The sequence below is a fragment of the Labrys sp. LIt4 genome (genome assembly GCF_017813775.1).
Taxonomy (GTDB): Bacteria; Pseudomonadota; Alphaproteobacteria; order Rhizobiales; family Labraceae; genus Labrys; species Labrys okinawensis_A.
Map to the genome: position 1 here is coordinate 1 of NZ_JAGIPY010000018.1, position 21,481 is coordinate 21,481.

Below are 21,481 nucleotides of genomic sequence, written 5' to 3' on the forward strand. Positions count from 1 at the left end.
TGCCATTGATTCCTCCTGAGTAATCCAAGCCGATCATGCGGCACCGGCTAGAACTGCGTTGCATGCGATGCGTTCCATCCAAATCCGCCTGCTTCCTCACCCGGAATGGCGATCAACGATACGACCGGCTCCTCAGAAATTCCTCGGAACGAGTTTCTCCTTGCTTTGTTCGTATGGCGCCACGAAGCCGGGAGGAAAGCCATGCCTTTACCGAAACGCGCCATCTGCGTCGTCGCCGGAACAGGGCTTCTTGCAGGAGTCGCGGCTTCCGACCCTCTTCCGCCCGATGCGACCTATCGTGCTTTGCCGACCCAGCCTTTCTCCGATGTGAAGGCGGCCGATGAAGCGCAGAAGGACGGCGTGATGAAGCGCCAGAAAGATGTTTTCAGCGCCCGCTACGACCTCTCCAGCCATCCCATTCCAGGGGCTTTCATGTCGGGCGGGCGCAAGCCGGTCCAGGGAGGCGTGCGGGTCAAGCTGCCTGCGGGCGTCAGCTGGGATGAGCTTGGCGCCATGTCCCCGGCGGAAATACGCAGCAAGGATCTCCTGCCGCTCGGCTTTCGACCGCTCCCGCATGTCAAACAAGCAACGGGTGGCCAAGTTTTTCCGTCCGAAGAAATCAAGGAAATCTTGAAGCGAGAGGGGCGGGACCTCACCCGCTTCGATGTCGATTTCGACATTCCTTCTCAATTCACACCCGAATTTCCGCCCCCGATCTTCCTCACGACCCATCCCGAGCTCGGCGATATCTCACGTGGGCGGCTGCTGTCGATCCGCAACTATTATGGCCTCACCAACGGTATTCTCACGCCGGTCCAGCTCGAGGGCCTGCGCCTGCTGCTGACGCCATTTCCCCAAGAGGAATTCAATCAGACGGAAGACCGCAAGAGCGCCGAGCCGAGCCTGGGCGTCGCATGCCTTGATTGCCATTCGAATTTCCACACGAATGCCGCCTTCCACCTGACGCCCGATGTCAGACCCCAGTCAGAGCGTTTCCGGCTCGATACGACGAGCTTGCGGGGCGTCTTCAATCAACAGATTCATGGCTCCAAGCGATCCTTGCGCTCGATAGAGGATTTTACCCAGTTCGAGCAGCGGACCGCTTACTTCAACGGCGACCACGTCAGCGCCACACGGAAGGGCGCCAATCTTCCCGACCGCACCAATCAGGTCGCCCTGATGGCGCAAATGCAGAATATCGTCGATTTCCCCCCTGCCCCGAAGCTCGACCCCTTCGGGCGCCTCGACCCCACCAAGGCGACAGCCGCCGAACTCAAGGGCGAGGCGGTCTTCATGGGCAAAGGCAGATGCAGTGGCTGCCATAATCCTCAAACCGAATTCCTCGACAACAATATGCACGACCTCAAGCTGGAGCGCTTCTACAGCCCAGGGCGGGAGGAGAATGGCTTGATCGCTCTACCCGACGGGCCGATCAAAACCTTTACATTGCGAGGCATCAAGGACTCGCCTCCCTATCTCCATGATGGCCGCCTGCTCACGCTCGATGACACTGTCGAATATTTCAACCTGGTGCTGGGCCTGAAGCTGGACCAGTCCGACAAACAGGCCCTGGTGGCCTATCTGCTGACGCTGTAGCGGGGGAGGATGCGATGAGATCGGTGATTGCAGCGTTTGTACTCGTTTCCTCTGCCAGCCTGGCAAACGCCCAGGCGGCCAATCCGGGTTTTTCCGCGCCCGATCAGAAAGCGCAATCGAATGACGAAAACGATTTCAACAATGCGGACCACCTGTTCGTTCGCCTGTTGACCATTGGCGGCAAGTCCGAGGTCGATCTGGGCTTGCTCGCCGCCGAGCGCGCGACGGCGGAGTCCACCAAAAGCTTTGCCAAGCAGATGGCAAACGATCATTCGGCTGGTAATCTGCGCCTGACTGCGATCGTGAAGAAAACCGCCCTTCAAAAGGTCCCTGAAACCGACCCTGCCCACCAGGATCTGCATCGTCGATTGGGAGACCTCCGAGACAAGGCCTTCGACCACGCCTATCTCGGAGCGCAAGTCGACGAACATATCCGCACGGCTCAGATACTCGCCTGGGAGATTGGCGCCGGGCAAAATGCCGAGCTGAAGAAGTTTGCGGCCGATACACTGCCGACGGTCCTGGCACATTTGCAGCATGCACAAGACTTGGTTTCGAGCTCGTCGGTAGATCTGGCCGAGACGAAGGTCAAGTAAGCCTCCAAATTGCCTGGAGCAAAATGCGCTTCTACCAGTCGCATTTTCTCTCTAGCTCTTTGTTTCGACGCATTTCTTGATCGGGCGAGCGGCAGACCATGATCGCGCCCGCTCGTCCTCCTTTGCGGCGGGGCTCAACTCGTGAACGGCGGCGACGTGTCGTTCGGTCGGGGTGGCCAGCCGACTTTCAAACATACCGGCAGGAATCCGGCCTCCCTCAGAGTTCCCCGCACAGGGCATCCCGTGACGATCTTCTTAGAGCGTTTTCAAGAAAAATCAGAGAAACCGCACTTTGCTCTAGGATTTCCGCCACCAGTTCCCGGCCATTACGTCGATACCGCCAACTGCGAGCGCCCTGCTCTATCTGAAACAGACTTGGCATCGATTTGCCACCGGCTTTGGAGGCCACGCCTGGCTTTCACCTGATCTGTACAGCCTCGCTCGGAGGCGCGGTTTCTGCCTGTGTTTATCCGCCTGCCTCCACAGTAAAGGCAGAAGGAACAAACCTTCGAAGTGCTGGTTCGGGGGCAACGAAAACACCAGCACGGTGAGTGAAGATTGTGAAACATATTCTGGTGACCGGCGGCGGCGGTTTCATAGGCCGGCATGTGGCGCACGAGCTGACGAGCCGCAACTACCAAGTTCGAATCCTGGATGCTCTGGTCGAGCAGGTCCATGGCAGCGGCGATGTCGAACTTCCTGCCGGCGCAGAACTGATCAAGGGCGACATCCGCGACCCTGAGAAGCTTGGCCAGGCGTTGCGCGGCGTCGACGCCGTCATTCATCTCGCGGCGGAAGTGGGTGTCGGGCAATCGATGTACGAGATCGCACGCTATGTCGGCGCGAACGATCTCGGCACGGCGGTTCTCCTGCAAGCCATGATCAAGCAGCCGATCCAGCGGATCGTCGTGGCCTCGTCGATGAGCGTCTATGGCGAGGGCCTGTACGGGACCAAGGATGGTCGTCGGCTAACCAATGTGCGACGCCGCACCTCCCGCATCAAGGCTGGGCTATGGGACCCGGTTTCCGAGAACGGCGAGGCGCTGATACCCCTTGCGACCGACGAGCAGAAAACCGTCGACCTTGCGTCCATCTATGCCCTCACCAAATATGCCCAGGAGCGCGCGGTGATGATCTTCGGCGAGGCTTACGGGGTCGACGCCGTCGCATTGCGCCTCTTCAATGTTTTCGGTCCCGGACAGGCCTTGTCCAATCCCTACACCGGCGTACTCGCCAACTTCTCCTCGCGACTGGCCAGCGGGCAGCGGCCAATGGTGTTCGAGGACGGCGAACAAAAACGCGATTTCGTCCATGTGCGTGATGTCGCCCGCGCTTTCCGCCTGGCTCTCGAACGACCACAGGCGGGCGGGCATGTCATCAATATCGGCAGCGGGCAGGCTTATTCGATAGCCGGCATCGCAAGAATGCTCGCACAGGCCATGAATGTTCCGGACCTCGCGCCAGAGATCCTGGGGAAGGCGCGATCCGGCGATATTCGCAACTGCTTTGCCGACATCGCCAAGGCTCGGGATTTGCTGGGCTACGAGGCTGAGCACCGTCTGGAAGACTCGCTCGACGAAATGGTGCGCTGGGTACGGGGCACCAAGGTCGTCGACCGCAGCGCGCAGATGAAGCGCGAGCTCGAGACAATGGGCCTGGTTTCATGACAAGAACGGCAACAAACGCGTCGATCGTCGTCACCGGCGGCTGTGGTTTCGTCGGTTCCAATCTCGCCGACAGCCTGCTGGGCAGCGGCGAGGGCGTAACGGTCATCGATAATCTTGCACGGCCCGGCGTCGAACAGAACCTGGCCTGGCTGCGGGATAAGCACGGCCGCCGGCTGGTTGTCCGGATCGCCGACATACGGGATCGCAACGCGTTGTCGCGGGCGATCGGAAACGCAAAGGCGATATTCCATCTGGCTGCACAGACCGCCGTGACCACGAGCCTGGTCGACCCAACCGACGATTTCGAGATCAACGCGCGCGGGACGCTCAACCTCCTCGAATCGGTTCGCGCCACGGGACGCGACATTCCCGTGATTTTCGCCAGCACCAACAAGGTCTATGGCGCACTTTCGGAGATGGCGATCTCCACCATCGACGGCAGCGATTTGCCAGCTGATGAAACGCTTCGACGCCACGGGGTGAATGAGGACCAGCCGCTCGACTTCAGCACTCCCTATGGCTGCTCGAAAGGCGTGGCCGACCAGTATGTGCTCGACTATGCGAAGTCCTACGGCATTTCCACGGCGGTGCTGCGAATGAGCTGCATTTATGGGCCTCGCCAATTCGGCACCGAGGACCAGGGGTGGATCGCTCATTTTCTCATCCGGGCGCTCTCTGGAAAAGCCATCACCATCTTCGGCGATGGCAACCAGGTCCGCGACGTCCTCCACGTCTCGGATGCGGTGGCCGCCTATCGCCTGTTGCTGCAGGGTATAGACAGGCATCGCGGCAAGGCCTTCAATCTCGGCGGCGGTGTTTCCAACGCCGTCAGCCTGAACGTTGTCCTCAGCGAAATATCCCGCATCCTGGGGCGCAAGGTCGAGGTGCGCCATGCCGAGGCAAGGATAGGCGATCAGCGCTATTTCGTCGCCGATACCAGACGGATCCAGACAGCGCTCGGATGGCAGGCAAAACTCGGATGGCGCCAGGGCCTGGAGGACTTGGCAGCGTGGCTGGGCAAGCATCGCACCGCCGCGCTCACGCATGAGGAAGTCGGCACCAGCGCATCTCGCCCTTATCGACTGGAGCCGACATGCTCCAGCGTTTGAAGCATCGCCCTCATCGAATTCTCATGACGGTCGACGCCGTCGGTGGCGTCTGGCAATACGCCATGGGGCTGGCGGAACAGATGGTCACGGCCGGTCATGCGATCGTCTTTGCCGGGCTTGGCCCGGTTCCATCACAACAGCAACGGCGCCAAGCCGAACAGGTCGGTGCAGTGGTCTGGCTCGAGACGCCACCCGACTGGATGGCGGCGAACTCGGTCGAGCTGTTGAGGCTGCCCGGCGAGCTCGAAACCCTCGTTCGGGACCACGCCATCGACCTGGTGCACCTGAATGCGCCCAGTCAGGCGGCCGGATTGAGGGTACCCTGCCCCGTCGTCGTCGTCTCCCACTCCTGTGTCGTCAGCTGGTTCCATGTGGTGCGCGGCTCGAAGCCGCCCGCGCCATGGGCCTGGCATGAGGACTGCAATCGCGCGGGGCTCGAGCGCGCGGATGTGGTGATCGCCCCCAGCGGCAGTCATGCAGCCTCATTGAGAGCATGCTATGGCCCGCTCCCCCGGCTCAGAGTGGTCCACAACGGCGCTCCCTCCGTTCCGGCGTGGACAGACCGTCACGATACGATCTTCGCCGCCGGCCGCTGGTGGGATGCCGGCAAGAACGGACGGGTTCTCGATGCCGCCGCTGCATCGTGCATGTGGCCTGTCTTGTGCGCCGGATCGCTGACGGGGCCGAACGGAGACGGCATCTCGTTCCACAATGCCATTCCGCTGGGTTCGATTTCCCACGATGACACAAGGCTCCGGATGGGCACGGCAGGCATCTTCGTATCGCCGTCGATTTATGAACCCTTTGGCCTTGCGGCCTTGGAAGCGGCACAGGTCGGCACGCCCCTGATCCTGGCGGATATTCCCACCTACCGCGAGCTGTGGTCCGGTGCCGCGCTGTTCTTTGCACCCGATGACCCGGCCGCGCTGGCCGACACGATCAACCGCCTCTCCACCAGCCCTCCCATGCGAGCCAGGCTCGGCAGCGCGGCTAGGCGGCGCTCTCGTCGCTACACGGTGTCAAAGCAGGCTGCGGCGACGAGCCTGGCCTACGAACAGGCATCGGCCATTCACGCAGGGGGGCATTGAGATGCGCTTCGTCTTCTATACGCACTCGCTTGTCTCGGACTGGAACCATGGCAATGCCCATTTCCTGCGCGGCGTCATGCGCGAACTGGTCTCGCGCGGCCACGATGCCGTGGCGCTCGAGCCCGCCGATGGCTGGAGCCGTGCCAATCTGATAGCCGAAGCCGGCCAGCAGGCCGTTGCCAACTTCGCCGCCGACTTCCCCAACCTGCAGTCTGTTTCCTACGACGCTGCGTTCGATCACGAGGCGCTTCTCGCCTCGGCCGACATCGTCATCGTCCACGAATGGACCGATCCGGAGCTCGTCAGACGCATCGGCATGGCAAGGCGGCGCAGCACCGGCTTCATTCTGTTGTTCCACGACACCCATCACCGTGCGGTTTCTGAGGCCGCCACCATCTCGTCGCTCGCACTCGAGGACTATGACGCGGTCCTTGCCTTTGGCGAGACGCTGCGCGAGCGCTATCTGCGCAACGGCTGGGGCAGGCAGGTGCATATCTGGCACGAAGCCGCGGACGTTTCTCTTTTTCATTCCCATCCCGAGCTTGAACGGGACACGGACCTGGTCTGGATCGGCAACTGGGGCGACGGCGAACGTTCGGCGGAGATCGCCGACTATCTGGTCGAGCCTGTCCGGCGCCTGGGGCTTTCCGCCAACGTGCATGGCGTCCGCTATCCTCCCACCGCACTCGCGGTGCTCGCGAATGCCGGCATCCGCTTTCGCGGCTGGATTCCGAACGCTCAAGTGCCGAAAGCCTTCGCGCGCCATCGCGCAACCGTGCATATCCCGCGCCGGCCCTATGTCGAAAGCCTTCCCGGTATTCCGACCATTCGCATGTTCGAGGCGCTGGCCTGCGGCATCCCATTGATTTCGGCTCCATGGGAAGACACGGAAGACCTGTTCCGCCCGGGCGTCGATTTCCTTTTTGCGAGCAACGGCGCGGCCATGGAGAAAATGTTGCGGGACGTTCTGCACGATACGGAGCTTGCCCGCTCGCTCGCCGCGCATGGACTGGAGACGATCAAAACGCGTCACACCTGCGCGCACCGGGTGGACGAACTGCTGGCGATACTCCGCCCCTACCAGCGGCGTATCCGGGATCAGCAGCCGGCTATGGAGAGCGTGCAATGAAGATCGCCTTTTACGGCTCGAGCCTGCTTTCCTCCTATTGGAACGGAGCGGCGACCTACTACCGGGGCCTGCTGAAGGCACTCGCCGGCCTGGGTTACGAGATTACCTTCTACGAGCCCGACGTCTATGACAGGCAGAACAACCGCGACATGGACTGTCCCGATTGGTGCTCTGTCGTCGTCTACGATGCTACGCCGCAAGCGCTGGCGCAGGTCACGGCGCAGGCGGCGGAAGCCGACATCGTGGTCAAGGCCAGCGGTGTCGGCTTCGAGGACGAGGCCTTGTTGCTGGAAGTTCTCCGCCATGCGCGTCCGGATGCGTTGAAAGTGTTCTGGGACGTCGACGCTCCGGCGACCCTGGCCCAACTTAGAGACGAGCCGGACCACCCATTGCTGCGCTCGCTGCGCAAAATCGACCTCGTGCTGACCTATGGCGGCGGCGACCCTGTCGTCTACGCCTACAGGGCACTGGGAGCCGCCCATTGCATTCCCATCTACAATGCGCTCGATCCCGACACCCATCACCCCGTCCAACCAGACGATCGCTTTGCGGCCGAACTCGGCTTTCTCGGCAACCGCCTGCCTGATCGCGAAAAACGGGTGGAAACCTTTTTCCTCCAGCCCGCAGCGCGCAATCCCGCCAAGACGTTTCTGCTTGGAGGCGCGGGCTGGGGTGACAAGCCCAAATCCTCGAATGTCCATTGGATCGATCACGTCGGAACCCGCGACCACAACGCCTTCAACGTCACGCCCAAGGCCGTCCTCAACATCAGCCGCGACAGCATGGCGAACAATGGGTTCTCGCCCGCGACCCGCGTCTTCGAAGCAGCCGGCGCGGGTGCCTGCCTCATAACGGATGCCTGGATCGGCATCGAGCTGTTCCTGAAACCCGACGAGGAGATCCTGGTCGCCCGGGATGGGCAGGACGTGACCGAGATCCTCGCCACCCTGACATTGCAGCAGGCGCGGGCCATCGGGGCGGCGGCCCTTCGCCGGGTGCTGGCCGAACATACCTACACAAGGCGCGCCGCCATGGCCGATGAGACATTCCGGCGCTTTGCGAAACGGCCTTCGATAAAGGCGGCAGAGTGATGAAAACGCCCGCTAAATTCCTCTTCTTGGGCCTTTCCCTATCATCGTCCTGGGGAAACGGGCATGCCACGACCTTCCGGGCACTGCTCCGCGGCCTCCATGCTCTGGGCCACGAGATCACGTTCCTCGAACGCGATGTGCCGTGGTACAGGGACAACCGCGATTTGCAGCAGCCGGATTTCTGCGATCTGCGCTATTACGCTTCCGTGTCGGAGCTGCGCACCGAACATCGCGCCCTGCTTCGAGGAGCGGATGTCATCGTCGTCGGGTCATTCGTGCCCGAAGGCGTTGCGGTCATAGAAACCGCGGCTGCACTCTCAACCGGCAGCCTGTGCTTTTATGACATCGACACGCCGGTGACTCTGGCCAAACTTGCATCCCACGACAACGAATACATAGCCGGCCATCAAATCAAGCTTTTCGACATCTACTTTTCTTTCACGGGCGGGCCGACACTTGAACGCCTCCGCCTGCAGTTCGGGGCGAAACGGGCGGAAGCGCTTTACTGCTCTGTCGACGAGACGCGCTATGCGCCAACGGGCGAGGGGCCGGTCTGGGATCTGGGATATCTCGGGACCTATAGCCCGGACCGGCAGCCGACGCTGGAGCGCCTGCTGATCGATGTCGCCACACGCATGCCCGGCCACCGTTTCGTGGTGGCCGGTCCCCAATATCCCGCCGGCATGTCCTGGCCGCGTAATGTCGATCGGCTGGCGCACCTGCCGCCTTCCGAACACGCCTCCTTCTATAGCCGCCAGCGCTATACGTTGAACGTTACCCGCGCCGACATGATCGCGGCCGGCTGGTCACCGAGCGTGCGGCTGTTCGAGGCGGCCGCATGCGGGTGCCCGGTGGTGAGCGACCGCTGGCCCGGCCTGGAAGATCTGTTTCCGGCGGGCAAGGCCATTCATGCCGCAGAGACGACCGACGATGTTTGCCAGCTGTTGAACACAATCGACGAGGCCAGCCGACGGGAGGTCGCCGCGCGTGCGCGCGACATCGTGCTGGCCTCGCATACCGGCCGAGCCCGCGCGCGGGAGCTCGTCGCGCATCTCACCGCACCTTGCCAGCAGGAGCCGTCAACCGGCTCCCGAGCCGCATGACCTCAGGAGACGTCGAATGTCCCGCAATAAGATCAAAACCACCATTGTCGCCGGCGGCGCCGGCTTCTTGGGATCCCATCTGTGCGAGGCCCTTCTCGCGCAGGGGCGTGAAGTCCTGTGCCTCGACAATTTCCTGACCGGAAACATGGCCAATCTTCGCTCGATGCAGAGCCACCCGCGTTTCAAGCTCGTCGAGCACGATATCTGCACCAAGTTCCACCATGACGGGGACCTTGCCGAGATCTACAATCTTGCTTGTGCGGCCTCGCCCCCGCACTATCAGGCCGATCCCGTCCATACGATGCAGACCTGCGTGGTCGGCACCCTCAATCTGCTCGACCTGGCAGCGCGTAAGGGCGCCCGCTTCGTGCAGGCGTCGACCAGCGAGGTCTATGGCGATCCCGAGATGCACCCGCAGAAGGAGAGCTACACCGGCAGCGTCAACTGCACGGGGCCGCGCGCCTGTTACGACGAGGGCAAGCGGGCGGCGGAGGCAATGTGCTTCGACTTCCTGCGCGCCGCCCGTGCCGACATCAGGGTGGCGCGCATCTTCAACACCTACGGACCAAGGATGCACGCCCAGGATGGGCGCGTGGTTTCGAACCTGGTTGTCCAGGCCATCAAGGGCGAGCCGCTGTCTCTCTATGGCGACGGTTCGCAGACCCGCTCCTTTTGTTACGTTTCCGATCTGGTGGACGGCCTGATCCGGCTGATGGCCATTGATCCGGCGCCAGACGGTCCGATCAATCTCGGCAACCCTGCTGAATTCACGGTGCGCGAGCTCGCGCAATTGGTGCTCGAGATGACCGGCTCCAAATCCGTGACCAGGTTCCTTCCCCTCCCCGTCGATGACCCCAGGCGGCGCAAGCCCGACATCGCCAGGGCCGACAGGATGCTTGGCTGGAAACCTGTCACATCGCTGCATGATGGATTGGCGAAGACCATCCGATATTTCATGGAAACCGAGACGGAGAGCGAGGTGCCGCTCGTCGAGCCTCATACTCTCCACAATGGGACGGCTTCGGATCTCGGATTGGTCAATCCCTGACAGGCGTACCGCAGATATCCGATCGCAGACAGCGGACAAGGCTCTCTTCATAGGTATTGGCCAGAGCCTTGGCCCGCGGCCCCGCCGGCGTGGCGGTGGCCCATAGGCCAAGCTGGAACGCGAGATAACAAGGCAATAGCCCGAAGATCAGATCGGGGTCAGGGGTGGCACCACCGGCCGCTTGCACCCTTCGGCACAGCGCCACGACCTCGCGGTGCTCGAGGCCATGCTCGACAATGGCGCCGGCCACATCCCAGGCGATGTCCTGGCAGCCGATGAGGTCGTGGCCTTCGCAGTGGTCGAGACCGTCGAGCTTGAGGATCGATCCCGGCGTAATCAGCCATTCCCAGGCATGCAGACGGTTGTCCGAACGGATGGGACGCACGCGATCATGGAGCACATCCAGGCTCGCAAGCCGCCGCTCCAGCAAGGCCGCAGCCTCTGTTCCGAGCGCTTGCGCCGCGTTGTGCATTGCCATCTCGCCGAGCTTCTGCAGGGAAGCGCCCGGTCCGGATCCGCCCAAGCGGCGCGCCCGAAATGCCAGGTAGTCACCCAAGCGCCGCAGGAATGCATTGCGGTCGACACAGCTCTCGTCGAGTGGCCGGCCTTCTACCCATTTCTGCACGATGAACCCGTGGCAGAGCGCGACCGTCTCGGGCCCAAATCCGGCTGCGGCAAGCCGTGAGGCATCGTGAAACTTGCGCTGGCCGACGTCGCCGAGGCCCGCGAATTTCACCAGCCAGCGCGACCCGGCAGCATGGGCGATCAGCTTGCGGCGTGCGAAGCGGCCATCTTCGGGCGGGCATACAGGTGCGGCCATCACGCGGTCGCATGACAGGTCCCGCAGATCTCCATCGACGGGACCGATCTTTTCGCCCACCCAGTGTCGCAGCCCGCGGGAATGAAAGACGATATCGTGGCGCGAGGCCGGGTGATGCGTGACGCAGTCCCAGATCGCCCTTGTCTCGGGGGATGCGCTCGAACCCGGCTGTCCCTCATGGCTGGGAAAAAAGTGAATACGATGCGTCTCGACGCCTTGCTCGAGCAACCATCGGGCGACGCTCGCAAACGAACTGCCGGAGAGGCCGGGCCCCTCATCGACGATCGCAAATGCCACCGATCTATCGACCACCTTCTCCTCGAGAAGGTCGCGATCGGCATGGATCTTCCGATCGAAGGGGTGGCCGACCGGCCGCACGCTGATGGCAGGCGCTGCATGGAGCGCGGCCGCGACCAGCGCTCCCAGGCCGATCCCTATGCTTCTGATGCCGATGACGCAGCTGTTGGCGGCGAGGCCTGAACTGCGCGCCGCTTCGAGATAGCTTTCCGGATAGAGCGCATAATGCGCGAAGCCCTCGCCGGTCCTGGTTTTAATCAAGCCGTCGAAATGAATCTCCTGAAGAAGCAGTACAAGGGTGCCATGATCAGCGGCCTCGGCCCTCGTGTTCGTCCAGGAAAGATCGATCGCCTCGGCCATTTTCAGGAGCAGTCGCGCGCCGCTGGATTGGGGCGCGGAGCGAAGGTCGCGTCCCCGCCTGCCGAACTCCGCATCCGCAATGCCCTGCACGAGTTCAGCCGCACGTGTGAAGGCGCCGACCAGAGCGGCATGGCGATCTATCCCAGCAGGAAGCCTTCCCGCATGCCGCAGGGCTTTCGCGACGCAGGCTTTCACGTCGGCCGCATCCTCGCGTCGCTCAAAATCGCCATAGACGATCATTCGGCTCTCTCACAGTCGTGGAGTCGCCCAACAGCCCGACGCCGGATTTGATCCGTCCCGACGCCTCAGGAATAACCGCGCGGACGGAAGGAACATTCCTGGGGTGTCCCGGTTAGGCCGGCAAGATCGTTTCCAGCCATGACCATGCGAGGCATACCGATGGCGCGCAGCAAAATTCGTATCGGCATCATCGGCGTCGGCAACTGCGCGTCTTCGCTCGTTCAGGGGATCACCTTCTACCGGGACATCCACGACAACGAACCCGTGCCGGGCCTCATGCACGTCCAGCTCGGAGGCTACAGACCCGAGGACATCGAAATCGCCTGCGCGTTCGACGTGGCACAGAGCAAGGTCGGTAGCGATGTCGCCGCGGCCATCTTCGCGCCGCCGAACAACACCGCTCGTTTTGCCGAGGTATTGCCGACTGGCGTCACCGTGGAACGTGGGCCGACGCTCGATGGTATCGGCAGGTATCTTCGCGGTCCGATCGAAGAAGCCGACGTTCCCGAGGTCGATGTCGCGGAGATCCTGCGCCACAGCCGGACCGACGTGCTGGTTTCCTATCTGCCGGTCGGGTCGGAGCAGGCCACGGCCTGGTATGCCGAACAGGCCCTTGCCGCCAATTGCGCTTTCGTGAACTGCATCCCTTCCTTCATCGCCTCGCGGCCGGAATGGAGCGCAAGATTCAAACAAAAAAATCTCCCGCTCATCGGCGACGATATCAAGAGCCAGGTCGGCGCCACCATCGTGCACCGCATGCTGGCCAATCTTTTCAGGGAAAGAGGCGTCCGGCTCGACCGGACTTACCAGCTCAATTTCGGAGGCAATACCGATTTCCTGAACATGCTGGAGCGCGAGCGCCTGGAATCGAAGAAGATCTCCAAGACCCAATCGGTGATGAGCCAGCTCGACGTGCCTTTGGAGCCGGAGAACGTCCATGTCGGACCGAGCGACCACGTGCCGTGGCTGTCGGACCGCAAATGGGCCTATATCCGGCTGGAAGGCACCACCTTCGGCGGCGTCCCCCTCAATGCGGAACTCAAGCTTGAAGTGTGGGATTCACCGAATTCGGCGGGTGTGGTGATCGACGCGATCCGCTGCGCCAAACTTGCGCTGGATCGCGGTGTCGGCGGGGTCCTGGAAGGGCCAGCCAGCTATTTCATGAAATCCCCGCCGCGCCAGTTCACCGACGCCGAAGCCCGGCAGAGAACGCTGGACTTCATCGCCGGCGTGCCTGCGGAACCGGCAGAGGCGGCCGAATGACCACGACATTCTTCCTGCTGCGCCATGCCGCGCATGATGATGTCGGCAGTTACCTCGCGGGTCGCACTCCCAATGTCTTCCTGGGATCTGCAGGACGGGCGCAGGCGCTCCGGTTGGCCGAGCGCATGCGTCGCGAGCGCTTCGCGGCGATCATTTCAAGTCCGCGCGAGCGCACCCAGCAGACCGCGCAGGCCGTATCGGTCACATGCGAGGTGGGGCCGGTCGAGTTGTGTAACGATCTGGACGAGATCGATTTCGGATCCTGGTCGGGCAGGACGTTCAACGAACTCAGCCGAGACCCCGCTTGGCGGCGCTGGAACGAGCAGCGTCCTATCGCGGTGACGCCGGGCGGAGAGAGCATGGGTGCCGTGCAAAAGCGTGCATGCGCATGCATGCGCGCTCTATCGCTGCGCTATGCCGGCGAAAGTGTCGTCCTGGTCAGCCACGCCGACGTCATCAAATGTGCGATATGCAACGCGCTGGGCCTCCCTTTGGACGGGGTGTTCCGCTTCGATATAGACCCGGCCTCGGTCAGCGTGATGGCCCTGTCCGGCGACCATGCCAAGCTGGTCCGGCTGAACGAAACCATATCATGACGTTCAAACGGGAATGACCTTCGCCGGCAGCACGCGCGACTGCACCAATCATTCCAAGGAGATACGGCATGAGGATGTCCAGCTCGGCGATCAGGCAACGCATCCAAGAATTAGGACCCTGGTTCCACAACATCGAATTGGAAGGCGTCTCTACCGCCCCGGATCACTTCCTGGGCAACTATCCCTTCATCAAATGGAACAAGTTCGCTCATGCGATCCCGGCCGACCTGACCGGCAAGACCGTCCTGGATATCGGCTGCAATGCCGGCTTCTATTCGATCGAGATGAAGCGGCGAGGCGCCGAGCGTGTCCTCGGAATCGATTTCGACGAGGCCTATCTCGCCCAGGCGAAATTCGCTGCCGAGGTGGCGGAAACCGAGATCGAATTCCGGCAGCTTTCGGTCTATGACGTCGGCGCGCTCGGCGAACGCTTCGACATCGTTCTCTTCATGGGCGTTCTCTACCATTTGCGGCACCCCCTCCTCGCGCTCGACCTGGTCCGGGACCATGTGGTCGGCGATCTCCTGGTGTTTCAGTCCATGCAGCGCGGCAGCGACGAGGTGGCCGCAGTTGAAGAGAACTATCATTTCTGGCGCGAGGATCTGTTCGAAGACGCCTCCTTTCCGAAATTGCACTTCATCGAGCATCGTTATGCCGACGATCCGACGAATTGGTGGATACCCAATCGCGCGTGCACGCAAGCCATGCTTCGCAGCGCCGGTTTTGAAATCGAGGCTCACCCCGAAACGGAAGTCTATGTGTGCCGGCCCGCGGACCGGCCAGGCGGCGAAGGCGCGGTCTACCCGGCCGCAGGAGCAAAGGCATGATCGAAGCGGCGATGATCTGGAACGAGCCGAACAACAAGTCGCATTGGGATCCGGAGCTCGACCCGGACTGGAGCCGGTTTGCGGAGATGGCGATGCTGGCGGCGGATGCGATCGCGCGCGAGAATCCGCATCTGACCAAGGTTCTGGGCGGGATCTCTCCGATCGATCCTGGTTTCATGAGCCGCATGAAGAATTTCGGTGTGCTGGACCATGTCGACGCCGTCGCCGTGCACGGCTTTCCTCTCGATTGGAATCTCTGGCAAATTCACCAATGGCCGCAGAAGCTCGACGAGATCAGGACCGTGACCGATCTTCCGATCTGGGTCAGCGAAGTCGGCATCTCCACCTTCGGAGCGGAAGAGGTTCAAGTCTGGGGGCTGGACCGCACCGCCGAGCTCCTGTTGGGGCAGGCCCCGCGCATCCAATGGTACAGCCTTTACGATCTGCCGATGGCCTGGGGAGCCACGACACGGCACCGGGAGGCCGAAGGCTCGTCCTATTACCGCCACTTCTACATGGGCCTCCTGCGCGAGGACGGCACGCCCAAGCCCGCACTCGATGCATTTGCACGCCACGCGCCGGCGATGGGACTGGTTCAATGGTTCCATTACGAGGACCCGCGGCTCGACGAAGCCGTGGCCTGGATGAAACGGCTGGGCGTCACCTATCTGCGCACCGGGCTGTCCTGGGCGGACAGCTTTCGTCCCAACGCGCTGGACTGGTTCGACCGCCAGATGGCCGCGCTCGCTGATTTCGACGTCACGCTGACCTTCTGCTTCACGCCCGAGCATCGGGGGTTCATGCCCCATCATACCAGCCCCCCTCTCGTCCCGGACGAATTCGCACGCTTTTGTGCGGCGATGATCCGGCGATATGCACCCGCGCAGGCCAGCACCCCGGCAATGGAGCCGCTGCCAGCCGGGTGAGGCCTGCAAACGAAAGCGCATGCGATGGCTTTGCACAGAATCGGCGTGCTGACTTTCCACCGCTGCATCAATTACGGTTCCTACTGGCAGGCGCGCTGCCTTGTCGAAGGCTTGCGCGCCATGGGACATGATGCGGTTCTGCTCGACCATAGCTCGACCAAGGCGAACCGGCGGGAGTGGCGATGCGCTCTCCAGCCGCAGCCCTCCTCGAGGGGCCTTGGCGGAGACAGGCGGACCCACGCGCTCAAGACGCGAGAGTTTTTCGATGCGTTTGCCAGGCTCCCATTGTCGATGCCCTTTTCGACTGAAGACCCCGGCCTGGCGGAAGAATTCGATATCGTTCTCGTCGGCAGCGACGAGGTCTGGAACCTTCGTCATCCCTGGTATGGGGGATATCCGATCTTTTACGGGAAGGGCCTGAAAACGGACCGTCTCGTGGCCTATGCCGCCAGCTTCGGCAACCATCCAGCTTCAGACGGTCTGCCGGACCAATGGGCTGCGCTCCTGGCCAACTTTACCGCGATATCCGTGCGCGATGAGAACAGTGAGCAACTCGTACGTGGGGCACTCGGTTTGGCGCCCGAAGTCGTAGTGGACCCATGCCTGCTGTTTCCATCTGTCATCGACCGCGGCCCCATCGAAACCGAAACGCCTTACGTGGCCGTCTATGGCCACGGCTTCCCAAAATGGTTCGCGGCGGCGGCGGCAAAATGGGCGTCCTCCTCCGGACTGCGCCTCGTCAGCGTCGGCTATCGCAATGACTGGGCCGATGCGCAGCAGATCGCCGCCGGCCCCGAACGCTTCGCGACGTTGATGGCTGGCGCCACCGCCGTCGTCACCAATTTCTTCCATGGCTGTGTGTTCGCGCTGCTCAATGCAAAACCCTTTGCCTGCGTCTCCTCCGACTATCGCGCCAACAAGGTGCGCGATCTGATGCAAACGGCCGGCAGCCCCTTGAACCTGGTCACCGAAGCGAATGTCGGGACTGTCCCCGGTCTGCTCGAAGCCCCTCCCGGTCCAGAGGTTCGCCGTCGTTTGGATCTGTTGCGCGCCCGATCGCTCGACTATCTCCGGCATGCGGTGGCGCCATGAAGGTCGAGCGGAGCGAGTGGATTGTCAGCCCAGCCGAAATCGTGTCGGCCGGGCTGTGCATCGGTTGCGGAAGCTGTGTCGCTCAGGAGGGTGGCCGTGCTGCCGAAATGACCTGGGATAAATACGGTCAGTTGAAGCCCAGCGGCGGCGATTGGCTCACAACCCGCTCTCCAACCTTCAGCCGAACCTGCCCATTCGCACCAGCGTCGATGAACGAGGACGAGCTGGCGACGATCCAGTTTCCTTCCGCAAGCCACATCGACGGGCACATAGGCCGCTTTGAAGCAGCCTATGTCGGTCACGCCGAGGAACAAGGCTTTCGCGCCGAGGGCAGTTCGGGCGGCATGGTCAGCTGGGTTGCTGCCGAGCTGCTGAAACGGGGCTTGGTCGACGGTATCGTCCATGTCGCACCCAGCGAAGACCCTCATACCGACGGTCGTCACTTCCGCTATCGAGTTTCTCGCACCTTGAAGGAGGTCCGCGGGGGGGCGAAGTCGCGCTATTATCCAGTCGAGCTGTCCGCGGCGCTGTCCATCATCCGCGCCGAGCCGGGCAAATACGCCGTTATCGGCATCCCCTGCTTCATCAAGGCCGTCAATCTGCTTCGGATCGAAGATCCGCTGCTGCGTGAGCGCATCGCCTTCACACTGGGCCTTGTCTGCGGCCACATGAAAAGTTCTCGTTTCATCGAGAGCCTTGCCTGGCAGATGCAGGTCGACCTCCAGGCCGTCACCGCCATCGACTATCGGATCAAGAATGCGGACCGCCCGGCCAACTGGTACACGGCGCAGTTCCTCCTTGGCAGCGGAGAGAGACGGCGCAAGGATTGGTGGCATCTGGTCGACGGCGACTGGGGGTCGGGTTTCTTCCAGAACTCGGCATGCGACTTCTGTGACGACGTCGTCGCGGAAACGGCCGACATTTCATTCGGCGATGCCTGGGTCGAGCCATACTCGTCCGATGGCCGGGGCACCAACATTGTCGTCGTGCGCTCGGCATGCCTCCACCACCTGCTCGAAGAGGCCAATGGCGAAGGACGCCTGCGGCTGCGCGCCGTGGATGCCGGCTTTGTCCACGACACCCAGGCGGCCGGTTTCAGGCAGCGTCGCGAGGGGCTCGCCTTTCGGCTCGACAGACGGGGCGACCGCCTGCCGCTACGCAAGCGCGTCGATCCATGTCGACATGGTTTGGGAACGCGGCGCAAGCTCATCTATCTTCTCCGGCGCGCCATCTCGAGATGGAGCCACAGGATGTTTCGTCTCGCCCGGATGACGGGCTGTCCCCCGATCTATCTCTTCTGGGCGAAGACCGTGCTCGGACTCTATCGCGCCCTCGCCTATTCCCGGGGCCGGGTCGGGGGGCTCTGCGACCGATTGCTCGGTGACCTGCCGCCTTCCGGCAGCAAAAGCTGACAGGCGGCTGCGTTACGGCACAAGGCCGACCTGAACGGCAAGGGCTCGCCCCCGCGAACGGTCATACTGCCGGAAAGCTCGGAGGGCCTTCAGCTGAGGAAAGCATCGGCCAGGACCAGGAACAAACCTCGCCTTTTCAGGTTCGGTCTGCGTGTTGATGGAGAAGCGAGATGAGCGAAGCGACAACCACCACCGATCACGACCAAATCCGCAAATGGGCAGAGGCAAGGCAGGGGCGACCTTCCCGGATCAAGACATCCGGCAAGGGAGGCGTGCTCAGGATCGATTTCGGCGAGGCAGAGGAAGAGTTCGAAGAAATTTCCTGGGAGGAGTTCTTCAAAATCTTCGACGACAATGAGCTTGCCTTCCTGCATCAGGACAAGACCGCGAACGGCAAGACGAGCCGCTTCAACAAGTTCGTCAATCGCAACTGAGCTGTTTATCGCCGCTCTTGTTTGGCTCCAGCCATAGGTGAATGCGTGACATTCGATGTGCTTGATAGGCCGGCCGATGCGGGGCACCCGGTGAAATCGATGCGGGCAGCCGTCGTAACCGGGCCTCGCCAGATCGTGATCAGGGACGTTTCCGTGCCGCAGCCCGGTCCGGGGCAGGTTCGCGTCCGCCTCGAGGGGTGCGGCGTGTGCGCCTCCAACATCACGCCCTGGGAAGGGCCGGAATGGATGACATTCCCCACCGATCCCGGCGCTCTCGGGCATGAGGGATGGGGCATTGTCGATGCAATCGGCCCGGATGTCGGGTCCGTCCGCGTGGGCAGCCGGGTAGCGACACTCTTCGGCAACAGCTATGCCGAGTACGATGTCGGCGATGCCGAGGCCCTGGTCGAACTGCCGCCATCCCTTGCCGGATCGGCTTTTCCCGGCGAGCCGCTGGGCTGCGCCATGAACATCTTGCGGCGCAGTGACATCCATCCGGGCGAGCGCATCGCCATCATCGGCATCGGCTTTCTCGGCGCGCTGTTGGTCCAGCTTGCAACGCATGCCGGGGCCGAGGTCATCGCCATTTCTCGACGCCAGTCTTCCCTGGAGCTTGCCCGCGCCATGGGCGCCTCCACGCTGATACCCATGGTCGATCATCACGCCGTTATCAAACAAGTGACAGAGCTCACCGGCGCTGCGCTCTGCGATCGGGTGATCGAGGCAACGGGGAAACAATGGCCGCTGGACATGGCGGGAGAACTCGTGCGCGAAGGCGGGAGGCTCGTCATAGCGGGCTACCATCAGGACGGCCCGCGACAGATCAACATGCAGCAATGGAACTGGAAGGGCATCGACGTGATCAACGCGCATGAGCGCGATCGAAACGTCTATATCCGCGGTATCAAGGAGGCCATCGAGGCCGTGCAGACGGGTGTTCTTACACCTGACCGGCTTTATACGCACCGCTACCCGCTTTCGAGGCTGGGCGATGCGCTCGACGCCACGCGCGAGCACAAGGACGGGTTCATCAAGGCGCTGGTGGAACTGCAATGATTCCGGGAGCCGCGTCTGCCGCAAGGGCACCGCGCCTGGGTTTTCTCGGTGTCGGATGGATCGGCCGGAACAGGATGGAGGCGGTCCTGTCGAGCGGCCTCGGCCTCTCGTGTGTACTCTGCGATCCCTCCTCCGAGATGATTGCCGCGGCGCGCGAGCTTGCTCCTGCCGCCGATGTCGTCGACAGCTTCGAACAACTTCTCGCCGCCGAGCCGGACGGCATCTTGATTGCAACGCCGAGCGCCTTGCACGCGGAGCAGTCGATGGCCGCGTTGAACGCTGGCATCGCGGTCTTCTGTCAAAAGCCACTCGGACGTAATGCCGGTGAAGTCGCCGCGGTCCTGGAGGCCGCACGCCGCCGCGACCGGCTCCTGGGCGCCGATTTTTCCTACCGGCATACACGCGCGACGACGCTCATTCGAGATCTCATTCGGGACGGGGAGATCGGACGCGTCTACACGGCAGATTTGGTCTTTCACAACGCACACGGCCCCGACAAGCCGTGGTTTTACGATCCAGCTCTGTCGGGCGGTGGCTGCGTCATGGATCTGGGGGTCCATCTCGTCGACCTGCTGCTGTGGATGCAGGACTTCCCCGAGGCAATTTTGGTGGCGGCCGATCTCTTTGCCGCCGGGCAGAGACTGGAAAACCGACACAGTCAGGTCGAGGACTATGCTGTCGTGACACTCGGCCTGGATACGGGCGCCGTCGCCCGTCTCGCCTGCTCGTGGCGTCTTCACGCCGGCTGCGACGCGGTGATCTCCGCCACGTTCCATGGCACGAAGGGTTCGCTGGCGTTCCAGAATGTCGCCGGGTCGTTTTACGATTTCACAGCCGAACTGCGCCGCGGCACGCATTGCGAGGTGATTGCGTCCCCCCCCGACCATTGGGGCGGACGCGCGGCGGTGGATTGGGCCGGTCGCCTCGCAGCAGGGCATGGCTTTGAGCCGGCGGCCGAGCAGTTCCTGCGTGTTTCGCAAGTTCTCGACAGCATTTATGAAAACGCTTTGTGAAGTTTCCTGCCGCAATGACGCTATTTCTCATGGCAGGGAACCGTCTCGACAGTGGAACGCGGCTCCGGAACCCGTCTATACGAACCTGCCGTCGAAAAGAAATGGGCCGGCCCCACTTCACACAAGCTTGGAAGGAACAATCCGCATCGCGCGTGGTTCGGGCGCATTCACTCATGGAGAGAACCAATGTCTGAATCGCGCGAATGGCTGGTCCAGTGGCTCAGGGACGCGCATGCCATGGAAGAGCAAGCAGAAACGATGCTGTCAGGTCAATTGAGCCGCATCGAGAACTATCCGGAACTCAGCAATAGAATTCGCAACCATTTGGAAGAAACCAAAGAGCAGGCCGCGCGGCTGAAAGCTTGCCTGGATGGTCTGGATGAAGGTTCCTCCATGCTCAAGGACGTGGGCGGCAAGTTGACCGCGATGGCGCAGTCGATCAGCGGCGTATTCGCCGGCGACGAGGTCATGAAGGGATCGCTCGCCAGCTATACGTTCGAGCACATGGAGATTGCTTCCTACACCATTCTAATCGCGGCGGCGGAGGCGGCAGGCGAAACGGAGATCGTTCGCGTCTGTCAGCAAAATCTGCGCGAAGAGGAAGCGATGGCGGCATGGTTGAAGGATAACCTGCCACAGGTCACTCAGAAGTTCCTGATACGCGCGGAAGCTGAAAGCGAGAGCGCGAAGCGCTGACTTGGACAGGGCGTCAGAAATC

Annotated in this window: 20 protein-coding genes; 19 read left to right on the forward strand and 1 reads right to left on the reverse strand. The window is 62.2% G+C overall.

Annotation, left to right across the window (positions count from 1 at the left end; translation table 11 throughout):
- Window positions 1-201: 201 nt before the first annotated feature.
- The 9 genes from J8I29_RS24665 to J8I29_RS24705 all read left to right on the forward strand — a co-directional run bounded on the left by J8I29_RS24665 (window position 202) and on the right by J8I29_RS24705 (window position 10,427).
- A complete protein-coding gene (locus J8I29_RS24665) occupies window positions 202-1,596 on the forward strand; it encodes a cytochrome B6 (protein WP_209433749.1) in 1,395 nt (464 codons plus the stop codon).
- 14 nt (window positions 1,597-1,610) lie between these two features.
- Complete coding sequence (locus tag J8I29_RS24670; RefSeq protein WP_209433670.1) at window positions 1,611-2,192, forward strand: DUF4142 domain-containing protein; 582 nt, start codon at window positions 1,611-1,613, stop codon at window positions 2,190-2,192.
- Between the two features lie 560 nt (window positions 2,193-2,752).
- Window positions 2,753-3,859, forward strand: coding sequence for an NAD-dependent epimerase/dehydratase family protein (locus J8I29_RS24675; RefSeq protein ID WP_209433671.1), 1,107 nt, complete (start codon window positions 2,753-2,755; stop codon window positions 3,857-3,859).
- Window positions 3,856-4,968: an NAD-dependent epimerase/dehydratase family protein gene (locus tag J8I29_RS24680; protein ID WP_209433672.1), complete on the forward strand. Its 1,113-nt coding sequence runs from the start codon at window positions 3,856-3,858 to the stop codon at window positions 4,966-4,968. Before J8I29_RS24675 ends, J8I29_RS24680 begins: the two co-directional genes overlap by 4 nt.
- Window positions 4,953-6,056: a glycosyltransferase family 4 protein gene (locus J8I29_RS24685; RefSeq protein ID WP_209433673.1), complete on the forward strand. Its 1,104-nt coding sequence runs from the start codon at window positions 4,953-4,955 to the stop codon at window positions 6,054-6,056. Before J8I29_RS24680 ends, J8I29_RS24685 begins: the two co-directional genes overlap by 16 nt.
- Before the next feature lies 1 nt (window position 6,057).
- Entirely contained in the window at window positions 6,058-7,185 is a 1,128-nt protein-coding gene (locus J8I29_RS24690) for a glycosyltransferase (protein WP_209433674.1), read from the forward strand.
- Window positions 7,182-8,276 (forward strand): glycosyltransferase, encoded by a 1,095-nt coding sequence (locus tag J8I29_RS24695; RefSeq protein WP_209433675.1) that lies wholly within the window; start codon window positions 7,182-7,184, stop codon window positions 8,274-8,276. The genes J8I29_RS24690 and J8I29_RS24695 overlap by 4 nt, the downstream gene beginning before the upstream one ends.
- On the forward strand, window positions 8,276-9,379 hold the full coding sequence (locus J8I29_RS24700; RefSeq protein ID WP_209433676.1) for a glycosyltransferase: 1,104 nt from the start codon (window positions 8,276-8,278) through the stop codon (window positions 9,377-9,379). The genes J8I29_RS24695 and J8I29_RS24700 overlap by 1 nt, the downstream gene beginning before the upstream one ends.
- Window positions 9,380-9,395: 16 nt before the next feature.
- Window positions 9,396-10,427, forward strand: a complete 1,032-nt coding sequence (locus J8I29_RS24705; RefSeq protein WP_209433677.1) for a UDP-glucuronic acid decarboxylase family protein — start codon at window positions 9,396-9,398, stop codon at window positions 10,425-10,427.
- Here the strand turns inward: J8I29_RS24705 and J8I29_RS24710 are convergent.
- Complete coding sequence (locus tag J8I29_RS24710; protein ID WP_209433678.1) at window positions 10,417-12,144, reverse strand: hypothetical protein; 1,728 nt, start codon at window positions 12,142-12,144, stop codon at window positions 10,417-10,419. The genes J8I29_RS24705 and J8I29_RS24710 overlap by 11 nt on opposite strands.
- A gap of 159 nt (window positions 12,145-12,303) precedes the next feature.
- Between J8I29_RS24710 and J8I29_RS24715 the strand changes: the two genes are divergently transcribed.
- The 10 genes from J8I29_RS24715 (at window position 12,304) to J8I29_RS24760 (ending at window position 21,459) form a co-directional block, all read left to right on the forward strand.
- Window positions 12,304-13,407, forward strand: coding sequence for an inositol-3-phosphate synthase (locus J8I29_RS24715; RefSeq protein WP_105860045.1), 1,104 nt, complete (start codon window positions 12,304-12,306; stop codon window positions 13,405-13,407).
- Window positions 13,404-14,003: a histidine phosphatase family protein gene (locus J8I29_RS24720; protein WP_209433679.1), complete on the forward strand. Its 600-nt coding sequence runs from the start codon at window positions 13,404-13,406 to the stop codon at window positions 14,001-14,003. Before J8I29_RS24715 ends, J8I29_RS24720 begins: the two co-directional genes overlap by 4 nt.
- 68 nt (window positions 14,004-14,071) lie before the next feature.
- Window positions 14,072-14,830 (forward strand): TIGR04290 family methyltransferase, encoded by a 759-nt coding sequence (locus J8I29_RS24725; RefSeq protein ID WP_209433680.1) that lies wholly within the window; start codon window positions 14,072-14,074, stop codon window positions 14,828-14,830.
- A complete protein-coding gene (locus tag J8I29_RS24730) occupies window positions 14,827-15,756 on the forward strand; it encodes a beta-xylosidase (RefSeq protein WP_209433681.1) in 930 nt (309 codons plus the stop codon). The genes J8I29_RS24725 and J8I29_RS24730 overlap by 4 nt, the downstream gene beginning before the upstream one ends.
- 24 nt (window positions 15,757-15,780) lie before the next feature.
- The gene (locus J8I29_RS24735) at window positions 15,781-16,848 is read left to right on the forward strand and encodes a polysaccharide pyruvyl transferase family protein (RefSeq protein WP_245197336.1); all 1,068 of its coding nucleotides are present in this window, start codon (window positions 15,781-15,783) and stop codon (window positions 16,846-16,848) included.
- Window positions 16,845-18,260 (forward strand): Coenzyme F420 hydrogenase/dehydrogenase, beta subunit C-terminal domain, encoded by a 1,416-nt coding sequence (locus J8I29_RS24740; RefSeq protein ID WP_245197338.1) that lies wholly within the window; start codon window positions 16,845-16,847, stop codon window positions 18,258-18,260. Before J8I29_RS24735 ends, J8I29_RS24740 begins: the two co-directional genes overlap by 4 nt.
- Before the next feature lie 170 nt (window positions 18,261-18,430).
- The gene (locus tag J8I29_RS24745; protein ID WP_105860039.1) at window positions 18,431-18,694 is read left to right on the forward strand and encodes a hypothetical protein; all 264 of its coding nucleotides are present in this window, start codon (window positions 18,431-18,433) and stop codon (window positions 18,692-18,694) included.
- A 99-nt stretch (window positions 18,695-18,793) separates the two neighbouring features.
- Complete coding sequence (locus tag J8I29_RS24750) at window positions 18,794-19,750, forward strand: zinc-binding dehydrogenase (protein WP_209433682.1); 957 nt, start codon at window positions 18,794-18,796, stop codon at window positions 19,748-19,750.
- A complete protein-coding gene (locus tag J8I29_RS24755) occupies window positions 19,747-20,763 on the forward strand; it encodes a Gfo/Idh/MocA family oxidoreductase (RefSeq protein ID WP_209433683.1) in 1,017 nt (338 codons plus the stop codon). The genes J8I29_RS24750 and J8I29_RS24755 overlap by 4 nt, the downstream gene beginning before the upstream one ends.
- A gap of 186 nt (window positions 20,764-20,949) precedes the next feature.
- Entirely contained in the window at window positions 20,950-21,459 is a 510-nt protein-coding gene (locus tag J8I29_RS24760; RefSeq protein ID WP_105860036.1) for a DUF892 family protein, read from the forward strand.
- The last annotated feature ends 22 nt before the right edge of the window (window positions 21,460-21,481 follow it).

Excerpts from the sequence above, each read along its gene's own strand:
- J8I29_RS24665 (WP_209433749.1), top strand. The coding sequence starts at position 202 with ATGCCTTTACCGAAACGCGCCATCTGCGTCGTCGCCGGAACAGGGCTT.
- J8I29_RS24670 (WP_209433670.1), top strand. The coding sequence starts at position 1,611 with ATGAGATCGGTGATTGCAGCGTTTGTACTCGTTTCCTCTGCCAGCCTG.
- J8I29_RS24680 (WP_209433672.1), top strand. The coding sequence starts at position 3,856 with ATGACAAGAACGGCAACAAACGCGTCGATCGTCGTCACCGGCGGCTGT.
- J8I29_RS24685 (WP_209433673.1), top strand. The coding sequence starts at position 4,953 with ATGCTCCAGCGTTTGAAGCATCGCCCTCATCGAATTCTCATGACGGTC.
- J8I29_RS24690 (WP_209433674.1), top strand. The coding sequence starts at position 6,058 with ATGCGCTTCGTCTTCTATACGCACTCGCTTGTCTCGGACTGGAACCAT.
- J8I29_RS24695 (WP_209433675.1), top strand. The coding sequence starts at position 7,182 with ATGAAGATCGCCTTTTACGGCTCGAGCCTGCTTTCCTCCTATTGGAAC.
- J8I29_RS24700 (WP_209433676.1), top strand. The coding sequence starts at position 8,276 with ATGAAAACGCCCGCTAAATTCCTCTTCTTGGGCCTTTCCCTATCATCG.
- J8I29_RS24705 (WP_209433677.1), top strand. The coding sequence starts at position 9,396 with ATGTCCCGCAATAAGATCAAAACCACCATTGTCGCCGGCGGCGCCGGC.
- J8I29_RS24710 (WP_209433678.1), bottom strand. The coding sequence starts at position 12,144 with ATGATCGTCTATGGCGATTTTGAGCGACGCGAGGATGCGGCCGACGTG.
- J8I29_RS24715 (WP_105860045.1), top strand. The coding sequence starts at position 12,304 with ATGGCGCGCAGCAAAATTCGTATCGGCATCATCGGCGTCGGCAACTGC.
- J8I29_RS24720 (WP_209433679.1), top strand. The coding sequence starts at position 13,404 with ATGACCACGACATTCTTCCTGCTGCGCCATGCCGCGCATGATGATGTC.
- J8I29_RS24725 (WP_209433680.1), top strand. The coding sequence starts at position 14,072 with ATGAGGATGTCCAGCTCGGCGATCAGGCAACGCATCCAAGAATTAGGA.
- J8I29_RS24730 (WP_209433681.1), top strand. The coding sequence starts at position 14,827 with ATGATCGAAGCGGCGATGATCTGGAACGAGCCGAACAACAAGTCGCAT.
- J8I29_RS24735 (WP_245197336.1), top strand. The coding sequence starts at position 15,781 with ATGGCTTTGCACAGAATCGGCGTGCTGACTTTCCACCGCTGCATCAAT.
- J8I29_RS24740 (WP_245197338.1), top strand. The coding sequence starts at position 16,845 with ATGAAGGTCGAGCGGAGCGAGTGGATTGTCAGCCCAGCCGAAATCGTG.
- J8I29_RS24745 (WP_105860039.1), top strand. The coding sequence starts at position 18,431 with ATGAGCGAAGCGACAACCACCACCGATCACGACCAAATCCGCAAATGG.
- J8I29_RS24750 (WP_209433682.1), top strand. The coding sequence starts at position 18,794 with ATGCGGGCAGCCGTCGTAACCGGGCCTCGCCAGATCGTGATCAGGGAC.
- J8I29_RS24755 (WP_209433683.1), top strand. The coding sequence starts at position 19,747 with ATGATTCCGGGAGCCGCGTCTGCCGCAAGGGCACCGCGCCTGGGTTTT.
- J8I29_RS24760 (WP_105860036.1), top strand. The coding sequence starts at position 20,950 with ATGTCTGAATCGCGCGAATGGCTGGTCCAGTGGCTCAGGGACGCGCAT.